Origin of the sequence: Vibrio rotiferianus, assembly GCF_002214395.1 — a bacterium.
GTDB classification, from domain to species: domain Bacteria; phylum Pseudomonadota; class Gammaproteobacteria; order Enterobacterales; family Vibrionaceae; genus Vibrio; species Vibrio rotiferianus.
In genome coordinates, this window is the sequence record NZ_CP018311.1 from 1,896,950 (window position 1) to 1,919,661 (window position 22,712).

Consider the following 22,712-nt stretch of genomic DNA (forward strand, 5'->3'; position numbering starts at 1 on the left):
GAGTATCCATGCAGTCTGATATTGAAATTTGCCGAAACACACCGTTGTCTTCTATCGCTACTGTCGCAGCAAATGCTGGTCTTTTGCCGCACGAATTCGATACACACGGAAAACACAAAGCTAAAGTTCATCCCCAATGTCTTGAACGCTTAAACGCTAACCAAGATGGTAAATTGGTGTTGGTCACTGCAATTACGCCTACCCCATTAGGCGAAGGCAAAACCGTAACCACAATCGGCCTATCCCAAGGCCTATCTAAAATCAATCAATCGGTAATCGCGTGTATTCGTCAACCTTCGATGGGGCCAGTTTTTGGCGTCAAAGGTGGCGCTGCTGGCGGCGGCTACTCTCAAGTCGCTCCCATGGACGAGCTGAACCTTCACCTTACTGGTGATATTCATGCAGTCACAGCAGCACATAACTTAGCTTCAGCGGCACTTGATGCTCGCCTTTACCATGAGCAACGTGAAGGCTACAGCGCATTTGAAGAACGCACTGGTTTAAAAGCATTGAAAATCGATGTTGAGCGAATCACATGGAAGCGCGTTATGGACCACAATGACCGTGCGCTGCGCATGGTGAAGATCGGTTTAAACGAAGAAGGTAAAACCATCAACGGCTTCGAACGTGAAGAAGGTTTTGATATTTCTGCCGCGTCCGAGCTCATGGCTATCCTTGCCCTTGCAAAAAATCTTAAAGACTTACGTCAGCGTATTGGTCGCATTGTCGTTGCGTATGATCTAGATGGCAACCCAGTGACAACCGAAGACTTGCAAGTTGCTGGTGCAATGGCGGTTACACTAAAAGAGACGATTGCACCAACGTTGATGCAAACACTTGAAGGTGTCCCTACGCTTATTCACGCTGGCCCGTTTGCAAACATCGCCCATGGTAACTCTTCCATCATTGCAGACCAGATTGCATTAAAACTTTCTAGTTACGTTGTCACCGAGGCAGGTTTCGGCTCTGACATGGGGTTTGAGAAAGCCTGTAACATCAAAGCTTCTGCTGCTAACCGAGCACCAGATTGCGTTGTAATTGTCGCGACCCTTCGTGGTTTGAAAGCAAACTCAGGTCACTACGATTTGCGCCCTGGTATGGCAATTCCAGATTCTATTTTCAACCCGGACCAAGCTGCACTTGAAGCTGGCTTCGAAAACCTGAAATGGCACATCAATAACGTGCATAAATACGGAATCCCTGCGGTCGTAGCCATCAACCAGTTCCCACAAGATTCAGAACAAGAATTGGCAGAACTAAAAGCGTTAATCGAGCGTTTTAATCCTGAAGTAAAAGTTGCGGTCAGTACTGCATTTGGTCAAGGTGGTGACGGCGCTATTGAGCTTGCACAGCACGTAGTGGCAACTTGCGATCAGGCCTCTGAATTCAAGCCTCTTTACACCAAAGAGCAATCCTTAAAGGAAAAATTGATGGCGGTGTGTGAAGTCGGTTATGGTGCCTCAAATATTGAAATGAGTGATCTAGCGAAACAGCAATTAGCACACTTCGAAAAATTAGGCTTTGATGATTTAGCCGTGTGCGTCGCGAAAACACCTCTATCAATCACGACGGATTCGGCAATAAAAGGCGCACCAAGTGGCTTTACCGTACCAATTCGTGAATTGCGTTTATGTGCAGGTGCGGGCTTTGTTTACGCTCTCTCTGGTAACGTAATGACTATGCCTGGGTTGCCAGACAAACCTGCATTTATGAACTTGGATCTTGATGAGCAAGGCAATATTATCGGCCTTTCATAGCCTTGATTGCATTTAGTTCAACAAACAGGAGCTTTTGAGCTCCTGTTTTGCTATCAACTTACGCTATCTCTTTGTTTTAAAAATACTTTACAATGTAAACTCAATCTTGAAGTCGACTATCACCCTGCTGCCCTCACCAATACAGTGCGCGCCATATTTCCTTACTCCCTAATATAGTGCAGCGCTCACGCACCCACCCTCAAAGAGCATTGATTTCATTGATAAAATTCGATGGCTCGAATCTTGTACTACGTTATATAAGCACAAAGGGCACTCTACAACATCACTCGTAAAGCAACTGTAGTTGGCTAACTCCTCAGGCTGAATATTGCTTTCGAGCCACGTAAAATAAGGGAAAGGGAACATTATGCAAGACGCACTCGCTGTAATTTTAGCAGGCGGTATGGGATCAAGGCTGAGCCCACTTACCGACGATAGAGCCAAACCAGCCGTTCCATTTGGTGGTAAATACCGTATCATTGATTTTACGCTAACCAACTGTCTTCATTCAGGTTTAAGGAAGATTTTAGTGTTAACTCAATACAAGTCACACTCACTACAAAAGCACTTACGTGATGGTTGGTCTGTGTTCAATCCCGAACTTGGTGAGTACATCACCGCTGTTCCACCCCAAATGCGCAAAGGTGGTGCATGGTACGAGGGTACCGCAGATGCTATCTACCACAACATGTGGCTGCTCTCTCGTAATGATGCGAAATACGTCGTTGTTCTGTCTGGTGATCATATCTATCGTATGGACTACGCAGCCATGCTTGAAGAACACAAAGAGAACGGCGCAAAGCTAACCGTTGCTTGCATGGATGTGCCCGTAGAAGATGCCACCGCATTTGGCGTCATGGCTATTAAAGGAAACGGCTTAGTCGAATCGTTTATCGAGAAACCAGAAGACCCACCCACTCTACCTGATGACCCAACTCAGAGTCTCGCATCCATGGGGATTTACATCTTCGATATGGATGTCCTACAAGAAGCACTAGAAGAAGACGCAAAACTTGAAGACTCAAGCCACGACTTCGGAAAAGACATCATTCCTAAACTCATCGATACCCAATCCGTTTACGCTTATAAGTTCTGCGGAAGCAAAGGCCGTGTAGACAAAGACTGCTATTGGCGAGATGTAGGTACGATCGATTCCTTCTACGAGGCCAATATGGATTTATTAGAGCCGGTGCCACCAATGAATTTATATCAACCGAACTGGGCAATTCGCACTTACGAAGCTCAATTCCCACCAGCAAGAACCGTATCATCAGCAACAGGTAATGAAGGGATTTTCATTAACTCAATCATTGCCAACGGCGTCATTAACTCGGGCGGTTCTGTTCAGCACTCTGTCATCGCATCTAACGTGCGTATTCAAGACAGCGCAACCGTCGTCGATAGCATTATTTTCGATGATGTTGAGGTGGGTGAAGGCTGTCAGCTCGTCAGTTGCATTATTGACAAGCACGTTCGTATCCCGCCTCACACACAAATTGGTATCAACAAAATCGAAGACGCAAAACGATTCCATGTATCAGAAAAAGGGATTGTCGTTATTCCTGAAGGTTACGAGTTCTGAGCGTTTACTCAAGCGTCTTTGCACAATCATCCAAAGTTCAAAGCAACACAATAATATCAAACACACACAATAAAAAAGCGCGCGATGTAAATCGCGCGCTTTTGTCATGCTTTCAATATGGATTAGATATTACATACTGTCGACCAGCTACCATCACTCCCCGGCTCTGATGCTGTCCACCAGTTTGCTTGGTATACCACACCATTGTGAATCACTTTATCACCTTGGTTAGCGTGGCTTGGGTTACCTTGCCAGTCCGTTTGTGGGAAGTCTGGGTAAGTCACAAGGCCTGTTGTGTCACAAGTACCAGGCTCAGTACCACCGCCACCACCAGTGCCAGAGTTTAAGTCACCGATTGGTAGGTCTGGTTGCTCAAACTTGAACGCGAACTCTTTACCGCCAGAAATCACCGTGTAGTTAGCAGGGCCAGAGATTGGTAGGTAGTAAACCATATCAAGCTCGTAAGTGCCGCCCGCTGGTAGGTCTTTCCATGCTGGTAGCGAGAAAGATACACGGTGCATTACACCATCCAAACCACCAATGTTGTTCGCACGAGTATGTCCAGAAGCAATCACGCTTAGGCCACCACCAGACTGATCTTTCGCGTTATCCGGTGCCGATACAGGAATATCGAACTGGAATTCAGTACCACCAGGAATCGCTTGACCTGTGTTGTTTGTGAACGTGATCTTAGGGTTGATTGGGTAGTTTTGGTCACCCACTTTAAAGCCACCAACGCTCACTGCGATATCAACAGCTTCTGTTGGGATAGCACCTGTCGCGATCTTGTTACCGTAAGGTGTTGCAGACTTAAACTTGTCGTAAATCGCTTTAGTCATAGTGTTACCCATGTGGTACTCACCATTACCCGCAGCACAAGCCTGTTCAGTTGCATCAATCATCGTACGGTTACCGTTCGCGTCTAGTACGTAACAGTTGTAGTCACCTGCTAGTTCCCAGAACATGATACCGCCGATCTCTTTATCGATAACGTAGTCTGCTTTCACTTCAACAGACGCTTTGTCTTCTGTTGACAGGAATACACTCTTCTCTGCGTTCCATAGCCATGGTGCGACTGCAATATCATCGTAGTTACGCGTGTACGTGCCCACCAATTGGTCTGTAGGATCGTTGACTGGATCTAAACCGTAAGCTTGAGCATAAGAACCCCAAATACCTTTCTCTAGGTTCTTCGCGTGCCACATTGGGTTAGAACCTGCTCCCATTTCGTTGCCCTTAGGATCGGTATCATGCCACATGTTATCGATACCTAGAGCGCCGTGACCACAGTTATTCTTCTCGCCTTCGCCAGTACCAGGAGCACACTCTGATTGGTTCGGTAGCGCCGCACGTCCCCAAAGACCATTCTCACCACCTGTTACCCCTTGCCAACCACGGGTGTAGTAAGGCACACCAATGTTGATACGACCAGCAGGCATAGAACCGCGGAAGTAATGGTAAGCCCAGTCAGTGTTCAAGTAGCCGATGCCGCCGTAAGCCGCTGTACCATACACATTCCACTGTGCAAGCTCAGAGTCTTTACCTGTATCGAACAGTGCCGCATTGTGACCAACGTGATCATTCCAAGCACCGTGTAAGTCGTAAGACATGATGTTGACGTAATCGAGGTACTTAGTCACATCGAAGGTTTCCATACCACGCAGCAGATAGCCCGAAGAAGGCGCTGCGATGGTCAACATGTAGTGATGCCCATCTTGTGCAGATGCTGCATCCAGTTTTTCACGTAGAACCTTCATTAGCACTTGGTAAGAAGCCCATAGGTATGGACGGCGTGGTTCCATGAAGTCTTTATCGTAAGGGTTGCCTGCCCCCGCCATCGACGTTGGATACTCGTAGTCGATATCTAGACCATCGAATTTGTAGGTACGCATCATTTCAACTGCAGAAGTCGCGAACTTCTCGATACCTGCGTGGTTGATTGAACCGTCTGCGTTGGTTGTCATCGTGTAGAAGCCACCATCCGCAACACGATTGCCGTCTGCGCCGAAGTGACCACCTGTTTCAGCCCAACCACCGATCGAGATCAGCGTTTTAACGTCATGCTTTTGCTTGTAGGTAGCAAGTGCACCAAAGTGACCTTTAAAGCCTAGTGCCGGGTCCACTTCTACACCCGGCCAAGTTTTACCGGTTGCAGGGTTAGTTGGATCAGTCACATCACCTACGTTCACTTTACCGTCTGAACCGATGCTTACAAACGCGTAGTTAATGTGAGTTAGCTGATCCCAAGGAATGTCTTTCACAAGGTAAGCCGCTTGTGGATCATCACCACTACGCCAACTTGTGAAGTAACCAATCACACGACGTGGGTGATCGGCCCCCATCAATTCACGGCCGTCTTTGTCGTAAATCGTACAGTAAGGAACATCCACACCAGCCGTTTGGTACAGGCCATCAGGACGACAGTTTGAAGTGACTGCACCGCCATTAACTGATAGCGATACAAGGGAAGAATCTGTTGTTGCGCCAGCATCGTCAGTCGCTTTAGCGTAAATCGATACCGAGCCTGCCGCTGCTGGAGTGAAATCCACAGCGTAAGGCGCAGCGGTCGCTGTACCAATCAGTGCACCTGCGGCAAAGAACTCAACTTTAGCAACGGTACCATCTGCGTCTGCCGCAGTAGCTGAAACTGTTACCGTACCGCCAAGCTCAACAGAAGTGGCTGATAGCGCTACGTCTACCGTTGGCGCTTCGTTACCAGGTTGACCAGCAGCGACTGTCAACGTAACAGCACTTACTGTGCTCGCTGCATTTTTGTCGTCATAAGCTTTAGTTGAGAACTCATGAACACCCTCTGTCGCCGTCCATGAAGCAGTGAAAGGTGCTGCAGTTGATGTGCCAACCAATGCGCCGTCAACAAAGAACTCCACTTTGCTGACTGTACCGTCTGTGTCTGCAGCGTCTGCGGCAAGGTTAACGACGTCACCAGCTGTGATAGAGGCCGACGCAGAAGGAGAAGTTAGTGAAACAGTCGGTACTTCGTTAAGTGGTGGATCAACAGGGCCGCCATCACAAGCGCCAAGGTTCTCCCACTCACCCCATTCACCTGATTGAGCTGGGTTGTTGTTTTGCGTCCAGTAGCGCGCTTTATATGCGCTATTTTCGTGCTGAACTTGATCACCACCATTATAAACTTTTGATGAATCCCAAGTTTCTAGAGGTGTACAATCAACCGCTGCATAGCTGTTGAATGCCATTAGACAAGATGCAGTCAAAGTACTGAGTGTGAATACACTCTTTGCCGCTTTCCCGTTTCTAAGGTGCATAGTGCTCTTCCTTAAGTTGTTGTTAATACGATAGTAAACACGTCACATAAAACGCACTTTTACTTTTATTTCGACGTAAAATAACTTAAGTACAACGACAGATTTTCACACTAAATATTTATAAATTTTCAACAGCACATCGCAACAAACCACTAAAACACTGCAACAAAACGCAACTTATTTTGCACCAATAACTAATTTTAAAGTGCAAATAAATATATCCCTCGCAAAGTGCTGAATAAGTAGAACAAAATTCTAAATTTGGTGTACCCGTTCCAGATTACCTTGCCACTTTTTAACGTTTTTCAATGCTTTGCGGTATAGAGTTGATTGCTTTTTCGAAACACAAAGAGCTGTTCAGGCAAGTGTCAAAATACAGGTTCAATCCCCCTATTCTACAAAATCGTGTTTTCACTCACCGCTGCTGCACCACACTTGTTAGAGTCAGCCCGCGCTTTCTGTTGGTAACTTGGTCATTCTAGGTGTTTCATTGAAATGACGTTTGTACTCACGGCTAAACTGAGACGGGCTACTGTAGCCAACAAGTCGAGCTGCATCATTCACCCTTTTTCCTTCTAACTGAATGAGTTCTCGTGCTTTATTCAGTCGAACTTTTTTAATGTACTGCAACGGGGATTCTAAAGTAACGGCTCTGAATGCTTGGTGAAATGCTGATATGCTCATATTTGCTTCTTCGGCAAGCGTCTGAACATTGAGCTGTTCATGATACTCTTGATGAACTCGATTAAGCGCTTTGGCTACTCTGGCATATGAGCCTTCTTGGTATGCCAGATCAAATAAAACGTGTCCCGACTCACTTACTAGCGTTCGATAAACAATTTCTTCCAATAACATGTCACCAAGCATCGCCACTTCCAGCTCGTCGCACAACGCAGTCATCAAACGCTTGCACGCATCCAACATCTGCTCGTTCATACGAACTGACTTTAGACCACAACGAGTCGAGTCTTCACAGACATTACTAAAACGTTGTGATTCCAGTTTTTTGACGAGTTTTTGCAACATAGCTGGAGAGATATCAATGGAAATCCCAAGCAGCGGTTCATTGTCGACTGCAATCGCTTCACACTCTAACGGCATAGGAACCCCAACCACCAAGTAGTCGTCTGGTCCATAGCGAACTGGAGTCTGACCGATGTGGATGTTCTTATACCCTTGTCCCAAAACAATGACACCGGATTGATATACGAAAGGTTGACGATTGTTACCTTTACTGCTGCGATAAAACCACACGCCATCAATCGCGGTTTCTTTAATACCCTCTAAATCATCTAGGCCAAACTTAGTGGCATATTGCTGCATTGTCTCAGCTAGTGTCTTCATTGCTTCACTCCAATCATTACCCACGCACTATACTTGGAGTTCTGATTACAGTTCCAGCACAAGAGAGGCAAATTTGTAGAAATAGGCAATAAATTTGCAGAAATCGGTCTACTCACAGACAAAACCGCGTACTAATATGCATGTATTCACTCTCCTCACATTGGAAGCAAGAGGTCTAATAATGAACTTTTCATACGTCAACCCTACTAAAATCTTCTTTGGCCAAGGCCAAATCGCGGCAATTAAAGAGGCGATTCCTGCCGATCAAAAAGTACTTGTTATCTACGGTGGCGGCTCTATCAAGAACAACGGTGTTTATGGCCAAGTAGCACAAGCCTTAGAAGGCCGTGAATGGCTTGAATTTTCAGGCGTGGAGCCAAACCCAACGAAGGAAACGCTAGATAAAGCAGTTGCTATCGCCAAAGAACAAAACGTTGATTTTATTCTTGCTGTTGGTGGTGGTTCAGTTATTGATGGTTCTAAGTACGTTGCAGCATCAGCGAAATACGACGGTGATGGCTGGGATATCATGGTGGGCAAACATCAAGTAACAGAAGCAACACCGCTGGCCGCCATCCTTACTCTTCCAGCAACAGGCTCTGAGTCAAACATGGGTGCTGTAATCACTAAGAAAGAAACGCAAGATAAATTGGCGTTCTTAGCACCTGCAGTTCAGCCGAAGTTTGCGGTTCTTGACCCAGACGTAATGAAGACCCTACCTGAGCGTCAGCTTATCAACGGTCTTGTGGATGCATGGGTTCACGTTTGTGAGCAATACCTAACACTGCCAACGGGCGCAATGGTTCAAGACGGTTACGCAGAGGCACTACTGAAAAACCTAAAAGTGCTGGGTGATCAGTTCGAAGAGCGCGATAACGACCAATGGCGTGCAAACCTAATGTGGACAGCAAACCAAGCATTAAACGGTCTCATCGGTAGCGGTGTCCCTCAAGACTGGGCGACACACATGATTGGCCATGAACTGACAGCGCTTTGGCACGTAGACCACGCGCGTTCACTGGCTATCATCCAACCATCGCTACTTCGCAACCAAATGCAATTCAAACGCCCTAAGCTTGAGCAAATGGGTCGCAACGTATTTGGCTTAGCAGAAGGCGAAGATTTGGCAGAGCGCACTATTCAAGCCATCGAAGCTTTCTACCACCAGCTAGGCGTAGCAACTCAACTTGAAGGGTACGGAGATGACCGTGAAGCCGCTATTGATTCTGTGATCGCTCAGCTAAACAAACACGGCATGACGGTGTTGGGTGAAAACCAGGCAATTGATTTAGAAAACAGCCGCAAGATCCTAGACCTAGCGGTAGCATAACAACCCAACCTATCAATTTACTGCCTTTTTCACGGCATTGAGTTCTTTTGAGCTCAATGCCGTTTTTTTATGTTAATTTGGACAGAAATAATAAGTAAATGCGCTATTTGCGATAATTTAATCTAACTTATCCATTAAACGCAGCAAATACTCATTCCAAAACTAAAATAAAAGAAACAGTAGTTTGCTGTCTCGCGACGGTCCGAAGGGGAAAATGTCTATTCAAAGGTTCATCGTATGTGGCTAATTATTATTGCCAGTGCGTTCATACACATCATCAGCATCAAGACCGGTCCTAAATGGCTGTTCTTTACGACGAAACCAATACCGATTATTGCTATGATCGGTATGTTGTTACTGTCTCCAGCAATCCAGCTTCCTTACGCAAAATGGATTATTTCAGGGCTCTTATTATCACTAATTGGGGATTTAGTGATGATGTATCCAAAGGATAGCTTCACTCAAGGAATAAAGTTTTTTTGTGCCGCTTTAACATGCTATGCATTAGGCTTCATCCAAATTGCCGCTTGGCACTTTACGCCTTGGCTGCCCTTTGCGGTTTTGGGCTTCGGCATCTGTGCGTACTTATTCTTTAAACCTGATTTAGGGAAAGAGAAATGGTCAGTCGCCAGCTATATCATCGTTTTGATGACGATGTTATGGATGTCGATGGAGTATTATGCTGCAGGTAAGACTCAATCTTCGGCTTTCGCGGTCTTAGGTAGTTTCATTTTCACTATGTCCGGCACCGTGATTGCGTTTGAACGCTTTGGCAGCACTTCGACATTTTCCCGCCAAGTCGCCATGGCGACCTATTACTCAGCACAACTCCTTATTACCATGTCCGTCTCCGCTATAGTGATCCGTTTTCTTTAAACCTGAGTACATTGGTAGTTTTGTAATGAGTTATTTACTCACCAGTTGGACAGTTTAGACCTGAGAAACAGGTGCAACACAGTTAATAACTTGTTATTGTATAAAGAAATTTATTCGAAAAGTTGGCAGCCTTGAAAGAGAAAAATATCGTCGTAGAGTTCAGCGGCGTAAACAAGTGGTACGGTGAATACCACGCCCTTAAAGATATTAATTTTTCAGTACACACCGGTGAAATCGTTGTTGTATGCGGCCCTTCTGGTTCAGGTAAATCCACACTTATCCGTTGTATCAACCACTTAGAATCTATTCAAGAAGGCGAGCTCAGCGTTTTCGAACAGCCAGCCGATTCTAAAATGCAAAAACCTGGCAAAGTGGGTATGGTGTTTCAACACTTTCATCTGTTTCCACACCTTACGGTTTTAGAAAACCTCACCCTTGCCCCTATTCGCAGGCTTAAGCTTTCTAAACAAGAAGCGGAAAAGCGCGCGATGCAGTATCTCAAACGCGTTAACATCGAAGAGCAAGCCAACAAGTACCCCATTCAGCTTTCCGGTGGTCAGCAACAGCGTGTCGCAATTGCCCGTTCGCTTTGCATGGAACCTGACCTATTATTGTTCGATGAACCAACGTCTGCGCTCGATCCTGAAATGATCAACGAAGTATTAGACGTCATGGTTGAACTTGCACAAAGCGGCATGACCATGATTTGTGTGACTCACGAAATGGGTTTTGCGAAGAAGGTCGCGAATCGAGTGGTGTTTATGGATGAAGGGGAAATCATCGAGATGAACTCACCAATCGCACTCTTTGAGACACCACAGCACCCTCGCACTCAAGCGTTTTTAAATCAGATTCTGAGCTACTAGCCGATGGTATTTCGAATCCTAAAACCCGTTTTACAAGCCATATTACAAATCGCGATTTTATTGGTTGCGATCGTTTGGGTGCTCGATTCCGGAGCACAAGCGATGGGTTATCAATGGCAATGGGAGCGTGTGCCAGACTACATCGCCTTTTATGAAGATGGGGAATGGTGGCCTGCAGAATTAGTAGATGGCCTACTCGTTACCCTAAAAATCTCTGCACTTAGTCTATTCTTCACTTTGGTTATTGGTTTCGTCACTGCGTTGCTGCGTCTGAGCAACTCCAAAGTGGGTAACGCGATGGGTACGGCTTATGTAGAGTTGATTCGCAACACGCCGCTACTAGTGCAGATTTACCTGCTCTACTTCGTGTTTGGCCCTGTTATTGGCTTAGACAGGTTCAGCACTGCGGTCTTAGCGTTATCGCTGTTCCAAGGTGCTTACACTGCAGAAATATTCCGTGCAGGCTTAAATAGCATTCCAAAAGGTCAGTTTGAAGCGGCGAAGACCTTAGGGCTATCCCCTTTCTTCGCCTACAAAGACGTGATTCTTCCGCAGGTACTTCAACGTACCCTGCCACCATTGACCAATGAAGTGGTTTCTCTGATTAAGAACTCTTCAATCGTCAGTGTGATGGCAATATTCGACCTCACAACCGAGGCAAGAAACATCGTCTCTGAAACGGCGATGCCATTTGAAATCTGGTTTACTGTGGCAGCAATCTACCTTGCTCTCACATTATCACTTTCTGGCTTATCCGCTTGGCTGGAACACAAACTAGGAGCCAGTTGGCGCAAATTATAAGGAGATAACATGAAGTTATTCAAAGCGACCATTACTGCATTACTGGGGCTTGCGATTGCTTTACCTTCATTAGCCAATGAAGAAGCAGCAACACCAAACGTAGACCAAATTAAAGAGCGCGGCACGCTTCGCGTTGGTATGTCGACATTCGTACCATGGGCGATGCGTAATAAGCAAGGTGAGCTAATTGGTTTTGAAATCGACGTAGCAAAACGACTTGCTGCTGATTCTGGCTTAAAAGTCGAATTCGTACCGACAGCATGGGACGGAATTATCCCTGCTCTGTTGGCGAAAAAGTTTGACGTTATCATTGGCGGAATGTCGATTACCCCTGAACGTTCTAAGAGCGTGCTGTTCACCGAACCTTATTCCCACTCTGGCGTTCAAGTCGCGGCAAACAAAGAGTTAGCCGAAGGCTTTAGTGAGTTTTCTGATTTCAACTCTCGCCGCGTGAAAATTGCCGCTCGTCGCGGTGCATTCACCGTCCAAGTTGCGCGCGAAACCTTCCCTAAAGCAAAGATCCTTCAATTCGATGACGATGCTCAAGCATTTCAAGAAGTCCTTAACGGAAATGCGCACGCTGTAATCGCATCAAGCCCAAAACCAGAGCACGAAGCGGTCAAACACGCAGACAAACTATTCATTCCATTTACAGAGCGTCTATCGAAAGGTAACGAAGCCTTTGCTGTTCGTTTAGGTGAGGAAGACAAAAAAGCCTTCTTCAACAAATGGATTGAAGCACGTACTCAAGATGGTTGGCTAGATGAGCGTTACGAATACTGGTTCTCAACGCTAGATTGGCAAGACCAAATTGCACAAGGTCAATAACGCCCCCAACGTTTGCAATAACTAAATACACCGACTCGTTTAGCGGGTCGGTTTCTTCTTTACTAACGGAGTCGAACCTTGAGCGGACAAACCACCTCTCGCGTTGCACCAACCAAATCTAATTCAGGCTTTTTCTTCAGCCGTTTTAACGCACTCGATTGGGTGCTACTGGCCATCTGTGCGTTTGTTGGGGTTTGGCTCTACCATCGTTCAACTGTTGGTGTTAATTACATCTGGCATTGGAAAGATGCGATTGATCTGTTATTCACACCCAGATCAGACGGTGGTTTACCATATTTTTTTCAAGGCTTAATTTCAACCTTACGCCTTAGCCTCTGGGGCATAACCTTTGCGCTGGTATTGGGTACCCTACTCGGTCTGGCACGCTTCTCAGATGCTGTCTGGTTGCGCACACCCGCCAACGCGTTTATTCAGTTGGTACGAAATATCCCACCATTGGTGTTCGTATTTATCTTCTATTTCTTTATTTCTAACCAGCTAATTCCGTTACTTGGGTTAGAAGATCTTCTTCGCAACTACCGTGGCGAACCTAACGCTATTCAACACTTCCTATTCGGCCCAGCGAATCTTTGGGAAAACTTGGCATCCGGCGTACTTTGTGTTGGTCTGCTTTCTTCTGCTTACATTGCAGAAGTGGTGCGTGCGGGATTACAGAGCGTTGATAAAGGCCAATGGGAAGCGGCAGACTCTCTCGGTCTTTCATCTTGGGTCAAGTATCGCTTCGTCATTGCGCCGCAGGTACTAAAAGCCATTACACCAGCGCTTGCAGGGCAAACTATTTCTTTGGTCAAAGACACCTCAATCGTTTCACTGATCTCAATTCAAGAAATGACCTTTGTCGGTACAGAAATGGCGAACTCTTCAGGCTACATTTTCGAAATTTGGCTCATTGTCGGCTTTGTTTACTTCCTGATTTGTTTCGGTCTATCAATGTTTTTTAGGTACATCGAGAAAAAAACGGAATCTATTTCAAATTAACTCAATAAGCCTCGCAATTCGATACCGAATGGGGTTTCAATAGAACCTTCATGTTGTTACATTGAAAATATGAATAGCATTCGGTACATAGCATGGAGCTAACAAAACAATCTGATTATGAACGCTATATTCGGATTGACGAGAATGGAGAGCATTGCGTGCATCTTCATCAATTTGTCTTTAGAAGCGTATATCAGCCTATTTTTGACCACTCAAGAACACTCATTGGTATGGAGGCTCTCCTTCGTATCGAAACCGTAGATGGTGTTTCAATCCGACCAGACATCTTCTTCTCCGACAACAGTTGGGATAAGAGTTTCCGTCTTGCAGTAGAATTCCTAAGTCGCGCTATCCATATACGAAATTTTGCCAAGCACTTTGCTGGCTCTGGGGTTAAGTTGTTCTTAAACGTCATGCCTGCCGCCCTACTCACGCTAACCACCGATATGGGGTTCAAAGATACAGGGTTGCTTTATCAACGTTTAAAAGCCCTTAATATGGAGACGAGCGACGTTGTTTTTGAAGTAATTGAACAGCATTGTGAAGAAACAGAGAGCCTTATAAAGGCCGTCGAAAAGCTTAAAGCCAGTGGTTTCCTATTCGCAATTGATGACTACGGCGCCCAGTATTCCGACCAAAAAAGAGTTCTTCAACTCTGTCCTGATATTATCAAGATTGACCGTTCTTATTTATTAGAGTTCTGCAATGGTAACGAAGATGCCGTCTTCAGCGCTATGGAGCTCGCACAGAATTTAGGCGCGAAGGTTGTGATTGAAGGCGTCGAGCAAGAGAACCAACTGGCTGCAATGCAAGCGCTCTGCGTAGACTTTTATCAAGGGTTCTATCTAGGAAAGCCGAAATCAATCCACCATTGGACAGTGCAAAAAGCCAATGCCAAAGTTCTGCATTAAACGCATTATCGAAGATACAGATTAAATCGTTTTAGATACAAAAGCGCCGCCTAGGTTACTCACCAAGGCAGCGCTTTTCTGTTTACGTCGATTTTAATATCGAAAGGAAACGCTTAGAAGAAGTCGATGGAGTTACGACCACTCTTAGGATCGCGAACCGCTTGAGGCTTGTCTGCTTTCTTACCTTTCTTAGCTGACTGCGACAGCGCTTCTTGCTGAGCTTTACGCTCTTTGTGTGCTGCTTTACGACCCGTTGATTTAGGGCCCTTAACGTTCGCTTTCTCGCTCTTTTTCGAGCGAGACTTTTCTTTACGTGCCGCTTGCGCTTCTTTCTTCGCCTTCTTCTCTGCTTTTTGCTCAGCAGTTTCCGGCTCAGTCACTGGCGCATCACACACAACGACATAATATTCTTGGTTGAACTCGAAGAAATCACCGTCGTACATTTTGCGACGTTTACGCGTTTCTAGCTCACCATTTACCGCTACGTAACCTTCTTCGATGATGTGTTTTGCTTCACCACCGCCACTCACCAAGTTTGCGATTTTGAAAAGCTTGTACAGCTCAATTGGGTGCGCGTCAACGTCGATACCGATCGCTTCGATCTCAATCTCTTCGCCTTCTAAATACTCTTCGTGTTCGTAATCTTGGGTCATGTTCATTACTCATTTTTCTTGATGAACGGAGTTTAAACGGAATGCGTACAAATAGAAACGTGATCTTCACTCAACTTGTCCAATTGGGTATATACTCACCCAATAACTCCTTGAACGAGCGATATTTTGTCTAATAAGAACCACATTACCTTTGCCAGCGCCAACCTGTTTAACTTTATTGCTCCACCTGGTGCGTATTATGATTTCGAGAACATCTACTCACTCGATGATTGGCACGACAAACTCGCTTGGACCAAATCGCAATTCGAACAGCTCGATCCTGATGTCATTGGCTTACAAGAAGTATTTAGCATAGAAGAGACCAAAGCGTTCTTTGCCGAAATAGGCTACGAGTACTTTGCCACGGTCGACACGCCACATATCGAAGGCGATTACATCTACTCTCGCCCTGTTGTCGCTGTCGCCTCACGCTTTCCAATTGAAAGCTTTGAAGCAGTTACATTCGATAAAGAGACACTCAATGCCTTTGGTGAAATTGACGCGCCAACTTTCAGCCGCAAACCCGTTCGCGCCTGCATTGTTCACCCTATCATTGGTCATATCTCTGTGTACGTCACACATTTGAAGTCACAACGCCCTGCAGACTCAGATACACCTGAACAAGCAAGCCGACCGATTGCCCGCTGGCTATCGACACAACAAAGGGGTTGGGAAGCAGCAATGCTGCGCGACGCCATGCAAAGGCAGTACGCATTGATTCCAATGCCGACAGTATTAATGGGCGACATGAACCAAGCCATCACTCCAACGAGCGTTAACAATGTTTTGACCGAGCATTACGGTGACAGCGTCACTGATTTACAACTCAACGATGGCTGGGAGTTACAAATGTCACCGTCGCTAGAGTCACGACCGGCGACACACTACCATTTTGCCAAAGGAAACGTGTTGGATTATATCTTACTGTCGCAGGAGTTTGATGCGCATGCCGATGTATCAATAGCGGAAGTCACGAACTACCAAGTGCTGGATTCGCACTTAATCAATCCGTCGTTTGAGAGAGATAAGAACGCCAGCGACCACGCATTTGTGGCGCTGACGGTAGAAATTAAGCTTTAGCGTCGGTGTGGCGCTTTACAATCTTACGTGGAATCAACTCTACACCCGCTTTATAGCGTTTCGCTGAAGCGTTAAGTGCAAGCTCCATTGCGCTGTCGGCAATCAGCTCAAATTGCTGTGGTAGCGAGTTGATTTTGATTGGCAGGAAGTCCAGTAAGCGGTTATCACCAAAGGTGGCCAAACGTACTTTTCCCATCAGTTCTGGCTTTTCTAACATCACGTCCAACACGCCTTCCAATAAAGTGTAAGACATCGTCACTACCGCATCAGGTAGTTGGCCTTTTGCAATCCACTCTTCCAGCACTTTCTTGCCTTCCTCACGAGAGAAGTGCTGGCCATAACCCACAAGCACCTCTTTCCCCTCTTGCTGGCAAGCAGAACGGAAACCCAGTTCGCGCTCTTTAGAGACTTGAAGCTCTTCCAGTGCGCCAATCAAACCGATGGATTCAATTTCCGAAGACAGCACCGATTCGGTAAGCTCAAATGCCGCATCGAAATCTTCACTGATCACACAACAAAAGTGTTCATCATCCATAGGACGGTCGAGTGCGATAACTGGCGTGCCCGAGTTTTGCAGCTTTAAGTAATACTCGCTGGCTGCTGGCATACTGCTCGCCACAAACAACGCATCAATGCGGCGACTAACCAGCGCTTCTGCGACCTTCTCTTCAGTTTGTGGATTGTCATCTGAGCAACCAATTAGAATCTGATAGCCCGCTTTACGCGAGTTCTGCTCAATCAGCTTTGCTAGACGTGCGTAACTGGTGTTCTCTAAATCAGGAATGATTAATCCGAACGAGCGTGAATTGCCTGCCCTCAGTGAAGACGCGGCGTGATCCGGCTTGTAGTTGTATTGCTCGACTACCGCCATCACTTTCTTTTGGGTCTTCTCGCTAATGCGGTACTTCTGCGCCTTTCCGTTAATCACATAGCTTGCTGTGGTCTTAGAAACCCCAGCCAATTTTGCTATCTCATCCAGTGTCATATCGTAAGCCTTATTCTGTGCGCAGGATCATATTAATACATCAATGATCCTTCGATAAGTTGAATTATATGCTGAACCGATTCAGTATAAAAGCTGAAAGGATTCAGCAAAACTCAAAAATTGACGAGAATCACCAAAATCACCCATTGCAGACTCGCTTTACGAAGCTATAGACACAATAAAGCAATGATTGATTACCCTATGATTTTAAAAACGGTTTCGCTGAATGCTTTAAAAATTTGCCCAATTGCTGAATCGATTCAGTTCATTGTTAAGCAGCTTATATTGATAAGCATACTGCGCAGCAAGAGATACACCGCGTCAGCAAACAACAGATAAACGGCGTTACGCATAGATAAGCGCACTGCGTAACCAAGATGAATTAGAAATAGATACCTTAAGGCTGGAGAAGCACCATGCTTAAGCTAAGTAAGAACGACATTACCCTATCTCAAACCGCTACAGATAAGTTTGAAGCGATCAAAAACATCGCTCAAAGCCTGACAGACAAAGGTCTGGTTGAACAAGGCTACGTAGAAGGCATGCTAAACCGTGAAAACCAAAACTCAACATTCTTGGGTAACGGTATTGCGATTCCACATGGAACAACCGATACACGTTCAATGGTGAAAACCACTGGCGTTGCGGTTCACCACTTCCCAGAAGGCGTTGAATGGGGTGACGGCAATAAAGTATTCGTTGCTATCGGTATCGCAGCAAAATCAGATGAACACTTAGGCATTCTTAAGCAGCTAACCAAAGTACTGGGTGCTGACGGTGTTGAAGCGCGTCTACGTGACGCGAAAAGTGAAGACGATATCATCGCCCTACTTCATGGTGATGTTCAACTCGAAGCGGATTTCGATGCATCTTTGATTCAGCTTCAGTTCCCAGCAAGCGACATGGTTCAAATGAGCGCGGTTGCGGGCGGCCTACTTAAAAACACAGGTTGTGCTGGTACAGAGTTTGTAGCTGACCTAGTAACGAAAACACCGACACACCTTGGCCAAGGCCTATGGCTAGTTGGTAGCGATAAGCAAGTCACTCGCACTGGTGTTGCTTTTGTGTCAACCGCCAACTTCTGTGAGTTTGAAGGTGAGAAAGTTCGCGCTCTAGTCGCTTTTGCTGCTTGCAACAACGCACATCAATCTATCTTAAGCACAATTTCTAAGCTTGTGTTTAACAATGAACACAACAAACTACTTGATGCGTCTGCTGAACAGATTCTTGCTCTATTCAAAGGCGAAGAAATGGCTACAGAAGCGGCTGAAGATGGCAATACAGCGGTCTTCAAGATCAAGAATGCTCACGGCCTACACGCTCGTCCAGGTGCAATGCTGGTTGCTGAAGCGAAGAAATTCGAATCGAACATTCGAGTAGCAAACCTTGACGGTGATGGCAAAGTGGTAAATGCGAAGAGCCTAATGAAAGTTATCGCACTTGGCGTGAAACACGGCCACCAGCTTCAATTCTCTGCTGAAGGCCCAGATGCAGAGCTGGCAATTGAGTCTATCGGTAAAGCGATCGCTTCTGGTCTTGGTGAAGGTTAAGGAGCGAGAGAATGACCGAATTGAAAACAAACAAAGTCGTTACCATCACGCTTAACCCAGCCCTTGATCTAACTGGTTCATTGGACTCGCTAAAAGTAGGTTCAGTTAGCCTTGTAGAAGAGAGCAACCTGCATGCAGCAGGCAAAGGCGTAAACGTGGCGAAGGTACTAAGTGACCTAGGTGCAGACGTGACCGTGACAGGCTTTCTTGGCAAAGACAACCCAGAGCTATTCCACCAGCTATTCGACGACATCAAAGTGAAAAACGAATTTGTTGAAGTCGAAGGCGCAACGCGTATCAACGTAAAACTGGTGGAAGCTAGTGGCCAAGTGAGCGACATCAACTTCCCTGGTGTTCAAGTAACGACAGAAGAAATTGAGTGCTTTGAACAAACACTATTCCGCCTAGCAGAGACACACGACTATTTCGTACTTGCTGGCAGCCTACCAGGCGGCGTAACCGCAGAGCAATGTGCGGCGTGGATAGAAAAGCTACATCAGCAAGGCAAAAAAGTACTGTTCGATAGCAGCAAAGCAGCGTTGCGTGCGGGCATCGACGCGCACCCTTGGTTGATCAAACCAAACGATGAAGAGCTAAGCGACTTTGTTGGCGAGCACCTAACCACCCCAGAGCAATGCCAAGCAGCAGCACAAACGTTAAGCGATAAAGGCATTGAGAACATCGTGGTTTCTATGGGTGCAGACGGCGTGATGTGGCTTAACCAAGGTGAATGGCTGCGTGCCCAACCACCACGAATGAATGTAGTTAGCACCGTTGGCGCCGGCGATACGCTTGTCGCGGGCTTGTGCTGGGGTCACATGCAAGTGATGCCGAAAAACGATTTACTGCGCTTCGCTACAGCGCTTTCTGCCCTAGCAGTGAGCCAAGTTGGCGTTGGCCTAACCAGTCAGGAAGAACTGGAGAACATCAAGCTCCAAACGCAAGTAAGCGAGCTTTACCCTAATACGAACTTAGACAAAAACTAAGGAACAGAAGGTTATCAGTATGAATATTGCCATTATTACAGCTTGTCCAAGCGGTGTTGCGAACAGCATCATAGCGGCAGGCCTACTAGAACAAGCAGCGGCGAAGCTGGGTTGGAACGCTAAGATTGAATGCCAATCAAACATCGTTGAACCAACGCTACTGACAGACGCTGACATTGAACAAGCAGAAGCGATCGTAATTGCGGCTAACACTCCAGTTGATACTTCTCGTTTCGTAGGTAAAAAAGTCTACCAAGCAGATATCAGCACCGTTGCAAAAGACGCATCCGCTTTCTTACAAACTGCTGTTAAAAGCGCGGCAACACTAGAGCAAGCAACAACCGTAGCAGCGCCAGTAGAAAGCGCATCAGCGACGAAGAAGATCGTTGCGATTACAGCATGTCCAACTGGCGTAGCACACACCTTCATGGCAGCAGAAGCGCTAGAGGAAGAAGGCAAACGTCGTGGTCACCAAATCAAAGTGGAAACGCGTGGTTCAGTAGGGGCAAAAAACCAACTGACTGACCAAGAAATCGCAGACGCAGATCTAGTGATCATCGCAGCCGATATCGAAGTGCCTCTAGACCGCTTCAACGGCAAAAAGATGTACCGCACTAAGACTGGTCCAGCTCTTAAGAAAACGGCTGAAGAGATGGACAAAGCGTTTGAACAAGCAAGCGTATACCAACACTCTGGCTCTTCTAGCGCATCATCAGCAACAGAAGAGAAGAAAGGCGCATACAAACACCTAATGACAGGTGTATCGCACATGCTTCCTGTTGTGGTTGCTGGTGGTTTGATCATCGCCCTATCCTTCGTATTTGGTATCGAAGCGTTTAAAGAAGAAGGCACGCTAGCAGCAGCGCTAATGAACATCGGTGGTGGCTCGGCATTCGCTCTGATGATTCCGGTACTTGCTGGTTACATCGCCTTCTCTATCGCTGACCGCCCGGGTCTGGCTCCGGGTCTAGTTGGCGGTATGCTTGCTAGCTCAACTGGCGCAGGTTTCCTTGGTGGTATCGCAGCAGGTTTCATTGCCGGTTACGCAGCGAAGTTCCTTGCTGACAAAGTGAAACTGCCACAATCGATGGAAGCGCTTAAACCGATTCTGATCATCCCATTTGTGGCAACCTTGTTCACTGGTCTGGTGATGATTTACATCGTAGGTGGTCCGGTTTCAGGCATCATGAACGGCCTGACTGACTTCCTAAACAACATGGGTTCTGACAGCGCAGTTCTACTGGGTATTATCCTTGGCGCAATGATGTGTTTCGACCTTGGTGGTCCGGTAAACAAAGCCGCTTACGCATTCGGTGTGGGTCTATTGGCTTCGCAAACTTACGCACCAATGGCGGCAATCATGGCAGCAGGTATGGTTCCAGCACTTGGTATGGGCCTTGCGACATTCCTTGCTAAGAACAAGTTTGAGCAAAGCGAGCGTGAAGCGGGTAAAGCATCATTCGTTCTTGGTCTGTGCTTTATCTCTGAAGGTGCAATCCCATTCGCAGCGAAAGATCCAATGCGTGTAATCCCATCATGTATGGCTGGTGGCGCACTAACAGGTGCTCTATCTATGCTGTTTGGCGCAAAACTAATGGCACCACACGGTGGTTTGTTCGTACTGCTAATCCCTAACGCAATCTCTCCGGTACTGATGTACTTGGTAGCAATTGCAGCAGGTACAGCGGTAACGGGCTTCACTTACGCGTTCCTAAAGAACAAATCAGAAGCGAAACGACAAGCTGCAGCTTAATCGCAAACAGCGATTAAATAACAGTTAACAATGCCTCCCTCGATTTGGCATTCGACACCTCCCTCTAGCCTCGGCTTTGGGAGGTGTTTTTTATTGTGCCCTAGTAACCTCGAAAGCCTTACGAAAACAAACACCATATCGCGTACATGAGCACCTAAAACAAAGGGCGAACGCTTATAATAAGTGTTCACCCTTTTCTTGTTTAACAAGTCGATTTATTGCATCGGTACCGATTCGATATCCACATCCCCACTGTCGATATTGACCGTGGCCTGATACACACTGTGTGGGTCTCCATAATGCTTAAACGTGAAGTGGTATATATTTGCTGGCGTCCAGATCTCTTTATCATCCGCAGGCAAAATATCGTAACCATCTTGTTGGTATAGCTCTGTCGCCATTACATAAGCAATAGCAGCCTGTACATTGGTATCACGATCAACCTTAGGCTCTAACGACGGATTACTTGGGTAAGACTCACCATTAAAGCTCATTTGGCGGTATGCACCGTTACTCCACACAATAAAGTCTTGCCAACCATTGCTGAAGCTGTCTGCTAATACCACAGGCGTTCTGGTCACCGACATACGATTGAGCACCTTGCCACTGTTATCGAACATGTAGGCAGCGCAACCACCACTTCCGCAGAAGTAACGATCTTGAAGAAGGACAAAGTGCTCTGCTGAACCATCGCTGTTCAAATCAGCAGACCCAGTCATGTATCGGATCTTGTCAGTCTCCAAAGAAAGCCCCTGCGGCATCAAAACACTTTGGTCAATCCAAGTTGCAATGGTCGCTGCATCGGCGCTTTTTACCTCTACAGACACTTGAGAGTCAGCATTATCGGTAGAAATACCGTCTGTAGAAGAACAGCCAATAAGCGTTAGTGAACCTAAAAGGAAGAGTCCTTGTAATCCGCGATTGTTCATTTGCGTTCGCTCTTATATTGATGAATTAACGTAAGTATACCCATGATTGCTCAATCGCTTGTAAGAAAATCATAAAAATCAGCAAGGTGTGCATCAAACCACCAGCCCTCCTTTTCGACTTTACCTTCTTCTCGTCTCTGTCTTCTTCCTCTCGTATCTCGATTCTCGTCCCTATACGCCAAGATCAAAAAAGCCCTG

Annotated in this window: 18 protein-coding genes; 13 read left to right on the plus strand and 5 right to left on the minus strand. The window is 46.3% G+C overall.

The features are described from left to right. Nucleotides 1–8 precede the first annotated feature (8 nt). Nucleotides 9–1,757 (plus strand): formate--tetrahydrofolate ligase, encoded by a 1,749-nt coding sequence (locus BSZ04_RS08770; RefSeq protein WP_088880185.1) that lies wholly within the window; start codon nucleotides 9–11, stop codon nucleotides 1,755–1,757. Nucleotides 1,758–2,124: 367 nt separating this feature from the next. After that, entirely contained in the window at nucleotides 2,125–3,339 is a 1,215-nt protein-coding gene (glgC, locus tag BSZ04_RS08775; RefSeq protein ID WP_010451925.1) for a glucose-1-phosphate adenylyltransferase, read from the plus strand. Between the two features lie 122 nt (nucleotides 3,340–3,461). On the opposite strand, the gene BSZ04_RS08780 is transcribed toward glgC, so the two are convergent. Together BSZ04_RS08780 and BSZ04_RS08785 are read right to left on the minus strand one after the other, a co-directional pair. Beyond that, nucleotides 3,462–6,623: a chitinase C-terminal domain-containing protein gene (locus tag BSZ04_RS08780; protein ID WP_088880186.1), complete on the minus strand. Its 3,162-nt coding sequence runs from the start codon at nucleotides 6,621–6,623 to the stop codon at nucleotides 3,462–3,464. Nucleotides 6,624–7,067: 444 nt separating this feature from the next. After that, nucleotides 7,068–7,967: an AraC family transcriptional regulator gene (locus tag BSZ04_RS08785; RefSeq protein WP_010451928.1), complete on the minus strand. Its 900-nt coding sequence runs from the start codon at nucleotides 7,965–7,967 to the stop codon at nucleotides 7,068–7,070. Between the two features lie 181 nt (nucleotides 7,968–8,148). Here BSZ04_RS08785 and BSZ04_RS08790 point away from each other — a divergent pair, with 181 nt between their 5' ends. The 7 genes from BSZ04_RS08790 (at nucleotide 8,149) to BSZ04_RS08820 (ending at nucleotide 14,578) form a co-directional block, all read left to right on the plus strand. Continuing rightward, nucleotides 8,149–9,297, plus strand: coding sequence for an iron-containing alcohol dehydrogenase (locus BSZ04_RS08790; protein ID WP_088880187.1), 1,149 nt, complete (start codon nucleotides 8,149–8,151; stop codon nucleotides 9,295–9,297). Between the two features lie 237 nt (nucleotides 9,298–9,534). After that, nucleotides 9,535–10,173 carry a lysoplasmalogenase gene (locus BSZ04_RS08795; RefSeq protein ID WP_088880188.1) on the plus strand — a complete coding sequence of 213 codons (639 nt, stop codon included), beginning with the start codon at nucleotides 9,535–9,537 and terminating at the stop codon, nucleotides 10,171–10,173. A 131-nt stretch (nucleotides 10,174–10,304) separates the two neighbouring features. Beyond that, nucleotides 10,305–11,039, plus strand: coding sequence for an amino acid ABC transporter ATP-binding protein (locus tag BSZ04_RS08800; RefSeq protein WP_088880258.1), 735 nt, complete (start codon nucleotides 10,305–10,307; stop codon nucleotides 11,037–11,039). A 3-nt stretch (nucleotides 11,040–11,042) separates the two neighbouring features. After that, nucleotides 11,043–11,840, plus strand: a complete 798-nt coding sequence (locus BSZ04_RS08805; RefSeq protein WP_045385167.1) for an amino acid ABC transporter permease — start codon at nucleotides 11,043–11,045, stop codon at nucleotides 11,838–11,840. Nucleotides 11,841–11,849: 9 nt separating this feature from the next. Beyond that, nucleotides 11,850–12,668, plus strand: coding sequence for a transporter substrate-binding domain-containing protein (locus BSZ04_RS08810; RefSeq protein ID WP_045385164.1), 819 nt, complete (start codon nucleotides 11,850–11,852; stop codon nucleotides 12,666–12,668). A 78-nt stretch (nucleotides 12,669–12,746) separates the two neighbouring features. Further along, a complete protein-coding gene (locus BSZ04_RS08815; RefSeq protein ID WP_088880189.1) occupies nucleotides 12,747–13,667 on the plus strand; it encodes an amino acid ABC transporter permease in 921 nt (306 codons plus the stop codon). A gap of 92 nt (nucleotides 13,668–13,759) precedes the next feature. Further along, nucleotides 13,760–14,578 carry an EAL domain-containing protein gene (locus BSZ04_RS08820; protein WP_071234477.1) on the plus strand — a complete coding sequence of 273 codons (819 nt, stop codon included), beginning with the start codon at nucleotides 13,760–13,762 and terminating at the stop codon, nucleotides 14,576–14,578. Between the two features lie 113 nt (nucleotides 14,579–14,691). Here BSZ04_RS08820 and BSZ04_RS08825 read toward each other — a convergent pair whose 3' ends face one another. Continuing rightward, nucleotides 14,692–15,231, minus strand: a complete 540-nt coding sequence (locus tag BSZ04_RS08825) for an RNA-binding S4 domain-containing protein (protein WP_045385158.1) — start codon at nucleotides 15,229–15,231, stop codon at nucleotides 14,692–14,694. A 126-nt stretch (nucleotides 15,232–15,357) separates the two neighbouring features. Here BSZ04_RS08825 and BSZ04_RS08830 point away from each other — a divergent pair, with 126 nt between their 5' ends. Then, entirely contained in the window at nucleotides 15,358–16,311 is a 954-nt protein-coding gene (locus BSZ04_RS08830; RefSeq protein ID WP_088880190.1) for an endonuclease/exonuclease/phosphatase family protein, read from the plus strand. Here the strand turns inward: BSZ04_RS08830 and cra are convergent. After that, complete coding sequence (gene cra, locus BSZ04_RS08835) at nucleotides 16,301–17,296, minus strand: catabolite repressor/activator (protein ID WP_088880191.1); 996 nt, start codon at nucleotides 17,294–17,296, stop codon at nucleotides 16,301–16,303. The two genes, BSZ04_RS08830 and cra, sit on opposite strands and share 11 nt — an antisense overlap. A 416-nt stretch (nucleotides 17,297–17,712) precedes the next feature. Between cra and fruB the strand changes: the two genes are divergently transcribed. From fruB to fruA, 3 genes are read left to right on the plus strand one after another with little or no spacing between them, the layout of a single operon-like run. Then, nucleotides 17,713–18,846, plus strand: a complete 1,134-nt coding sequence (gene fruB, locus BSZ04_RS08840; RefSeq protein ID WP_088880192.1) for a fused PTS fructose transporter subunit IIA/HPr protein — start codon at nucleotides 17,713–17,715, stop codon at nucleotides 18,844–18,846. An 11-nt stretch (nucleotides 18,847–18,857) separates the two neighbouring features. Next, the gene (pfkB, locus tag BSZ04_RS08845; protein ID WP_088880193.1) at nucleotides 18,858–19,832 is read left to right on the plus strand and encodes a 1-phosphofructokinase; all 975 of its coding nucleotides are present in this window, start codon (nucleotides 18,858–18,860) and stop codon (nucleotides 19,830–19,832) included. A 19-nt stretch (nucleotides 19,833–19,851) separates the two neighbouring features. Further along, on the plus strand, nucleotides 19,852–21,585 hold the full coding sequence (fruA, locus tag BSZ04_RS08850) for a PTS fructose transporter subunit IIBC (RefSeq protein ID WP_088880194.1): 1,734 nt from the start codon (nucleotides 19,852–19,854) through the stop codon (nucleotides 21,583–21,585). 215 nt (nucleotides 21,586–21,800) lie between these two features. Here the strand turns inward: fruA and BSZ04_RS08855 are convergent, their stop codons facing one another. Continuing rightward, nucleotides 21,801–22,514, minus strand: coding sequence for a hypothetical protein (locus BSZ04_RS08855; RefSeq protein ID WP_088880195.1), 714 nt, complete (start codon nucleotides 22,512–22,514; stop codon nucleotides 21,801–21,803). Nucleotides 22,515–22,712: the final 198 nt, after the last annotated feature.

Bases quoted from the DNA above. Each gene is read 5' to 3' on its own strand.
- BSZ04_RS08770 (WP_088880185.1), top strand. From the start codon at position 9: ATGCAGTCTGATATTGAAATTTGCCGAAACACACCGTTGTCTTCTATC.
- glgC (WP_010451925.1), top strand. From the start codon at position 2,125: ATGCAAGACGCACTCGCTGTAATTTTAGCAGGCGGTATGGGATCAAGG.
- BSZ04_RS08780 (WP_088880186.1), bottom strand. From the start codon at position 6,623: ATGCACCTTAGAAACGGGAAAGCGGCAAAGAGTGTATTCACACTCAGT.
- BSZ04_RS08785 (WP_010451928.1), bottom strand. From the start codon at position 7,967: ATGAAGACACTAGCTGAGACAATGCAGCAATATGCCACTAAGTTTGGC.
- BSZ04_RS08790 (WP_088880187.1), top strand. From the start codon at position 8,149: ATGAACTTTTCATACGTCAACCCTACTAAAATCTTCTTTGGCCAAGGC.
- BSZ04_RS08795 (WP_088880188.1), top strand. From the start codon at position 9,535: ATGTGGCTAATTATTATTGCCAGTGCGTTCATACACATCATCAGCATC.
- BSZ04_RS08805 (WP_045385167.1), top strand. From the start codon at position 11,043: ATGGTATTTCGAATCCTAAAACCCGTTTTACAAGCCATATTACAAATC.
- BSZ04_RS08810 (WP_045385164.1), top strand. From the start codon at position 11,850: ATGAAGTTATTCAAAGCGACCATTACTGCATTACTGGGGCTTGCGATT.
- BSZ04_RS08820 (WP_071234477.1), top strand. From the start codon at position 13,760: ATGGAGCTAACAAAACAATCTGATTATGAACGCTATATTCGGATTGAC.
- BSZ04_RS08825 (WP_045385158.1), bottom strand. From the start codon at position 15,231: ATGACCCAAGATTACGAACACGAAGAGTATTTAGAAGGCGAAGAGATT.
- cra (WP_088880191.1), bottom strand. From the start codon at position 17,296: ATGACACTGGATGAGATAGCAAAATTGGCTGGGGTTTCTAAGACCACA.
- fruB (WP_088880192.1), top strand. From the start codon at position 17,713: ATGCTTAAGCTAAGTAAGAACGACATTACCCTATCTCAAACCGCTACA.
- pfkB (WP_088880193.1), top strand. From the start codon at position 18,858: ATGACCGAATTGAAAACAAACAAAGTCGTTACCATCACGCTTAACCCA.
- fruA (WP_088880194.1), top strand. From the start codon at position 19,852: ATGAATATTGCCATTATTACAGCTTGTCCAAGCGGTGTTGCGAACAGC.
- BSZ04_RS08855 (WP_088880195.1), bottom strand. From the start codon at position 22,514: ATGAACAATCGCGGATTACAAGGACTCTTCCTTTTAGGTTCACTAACG.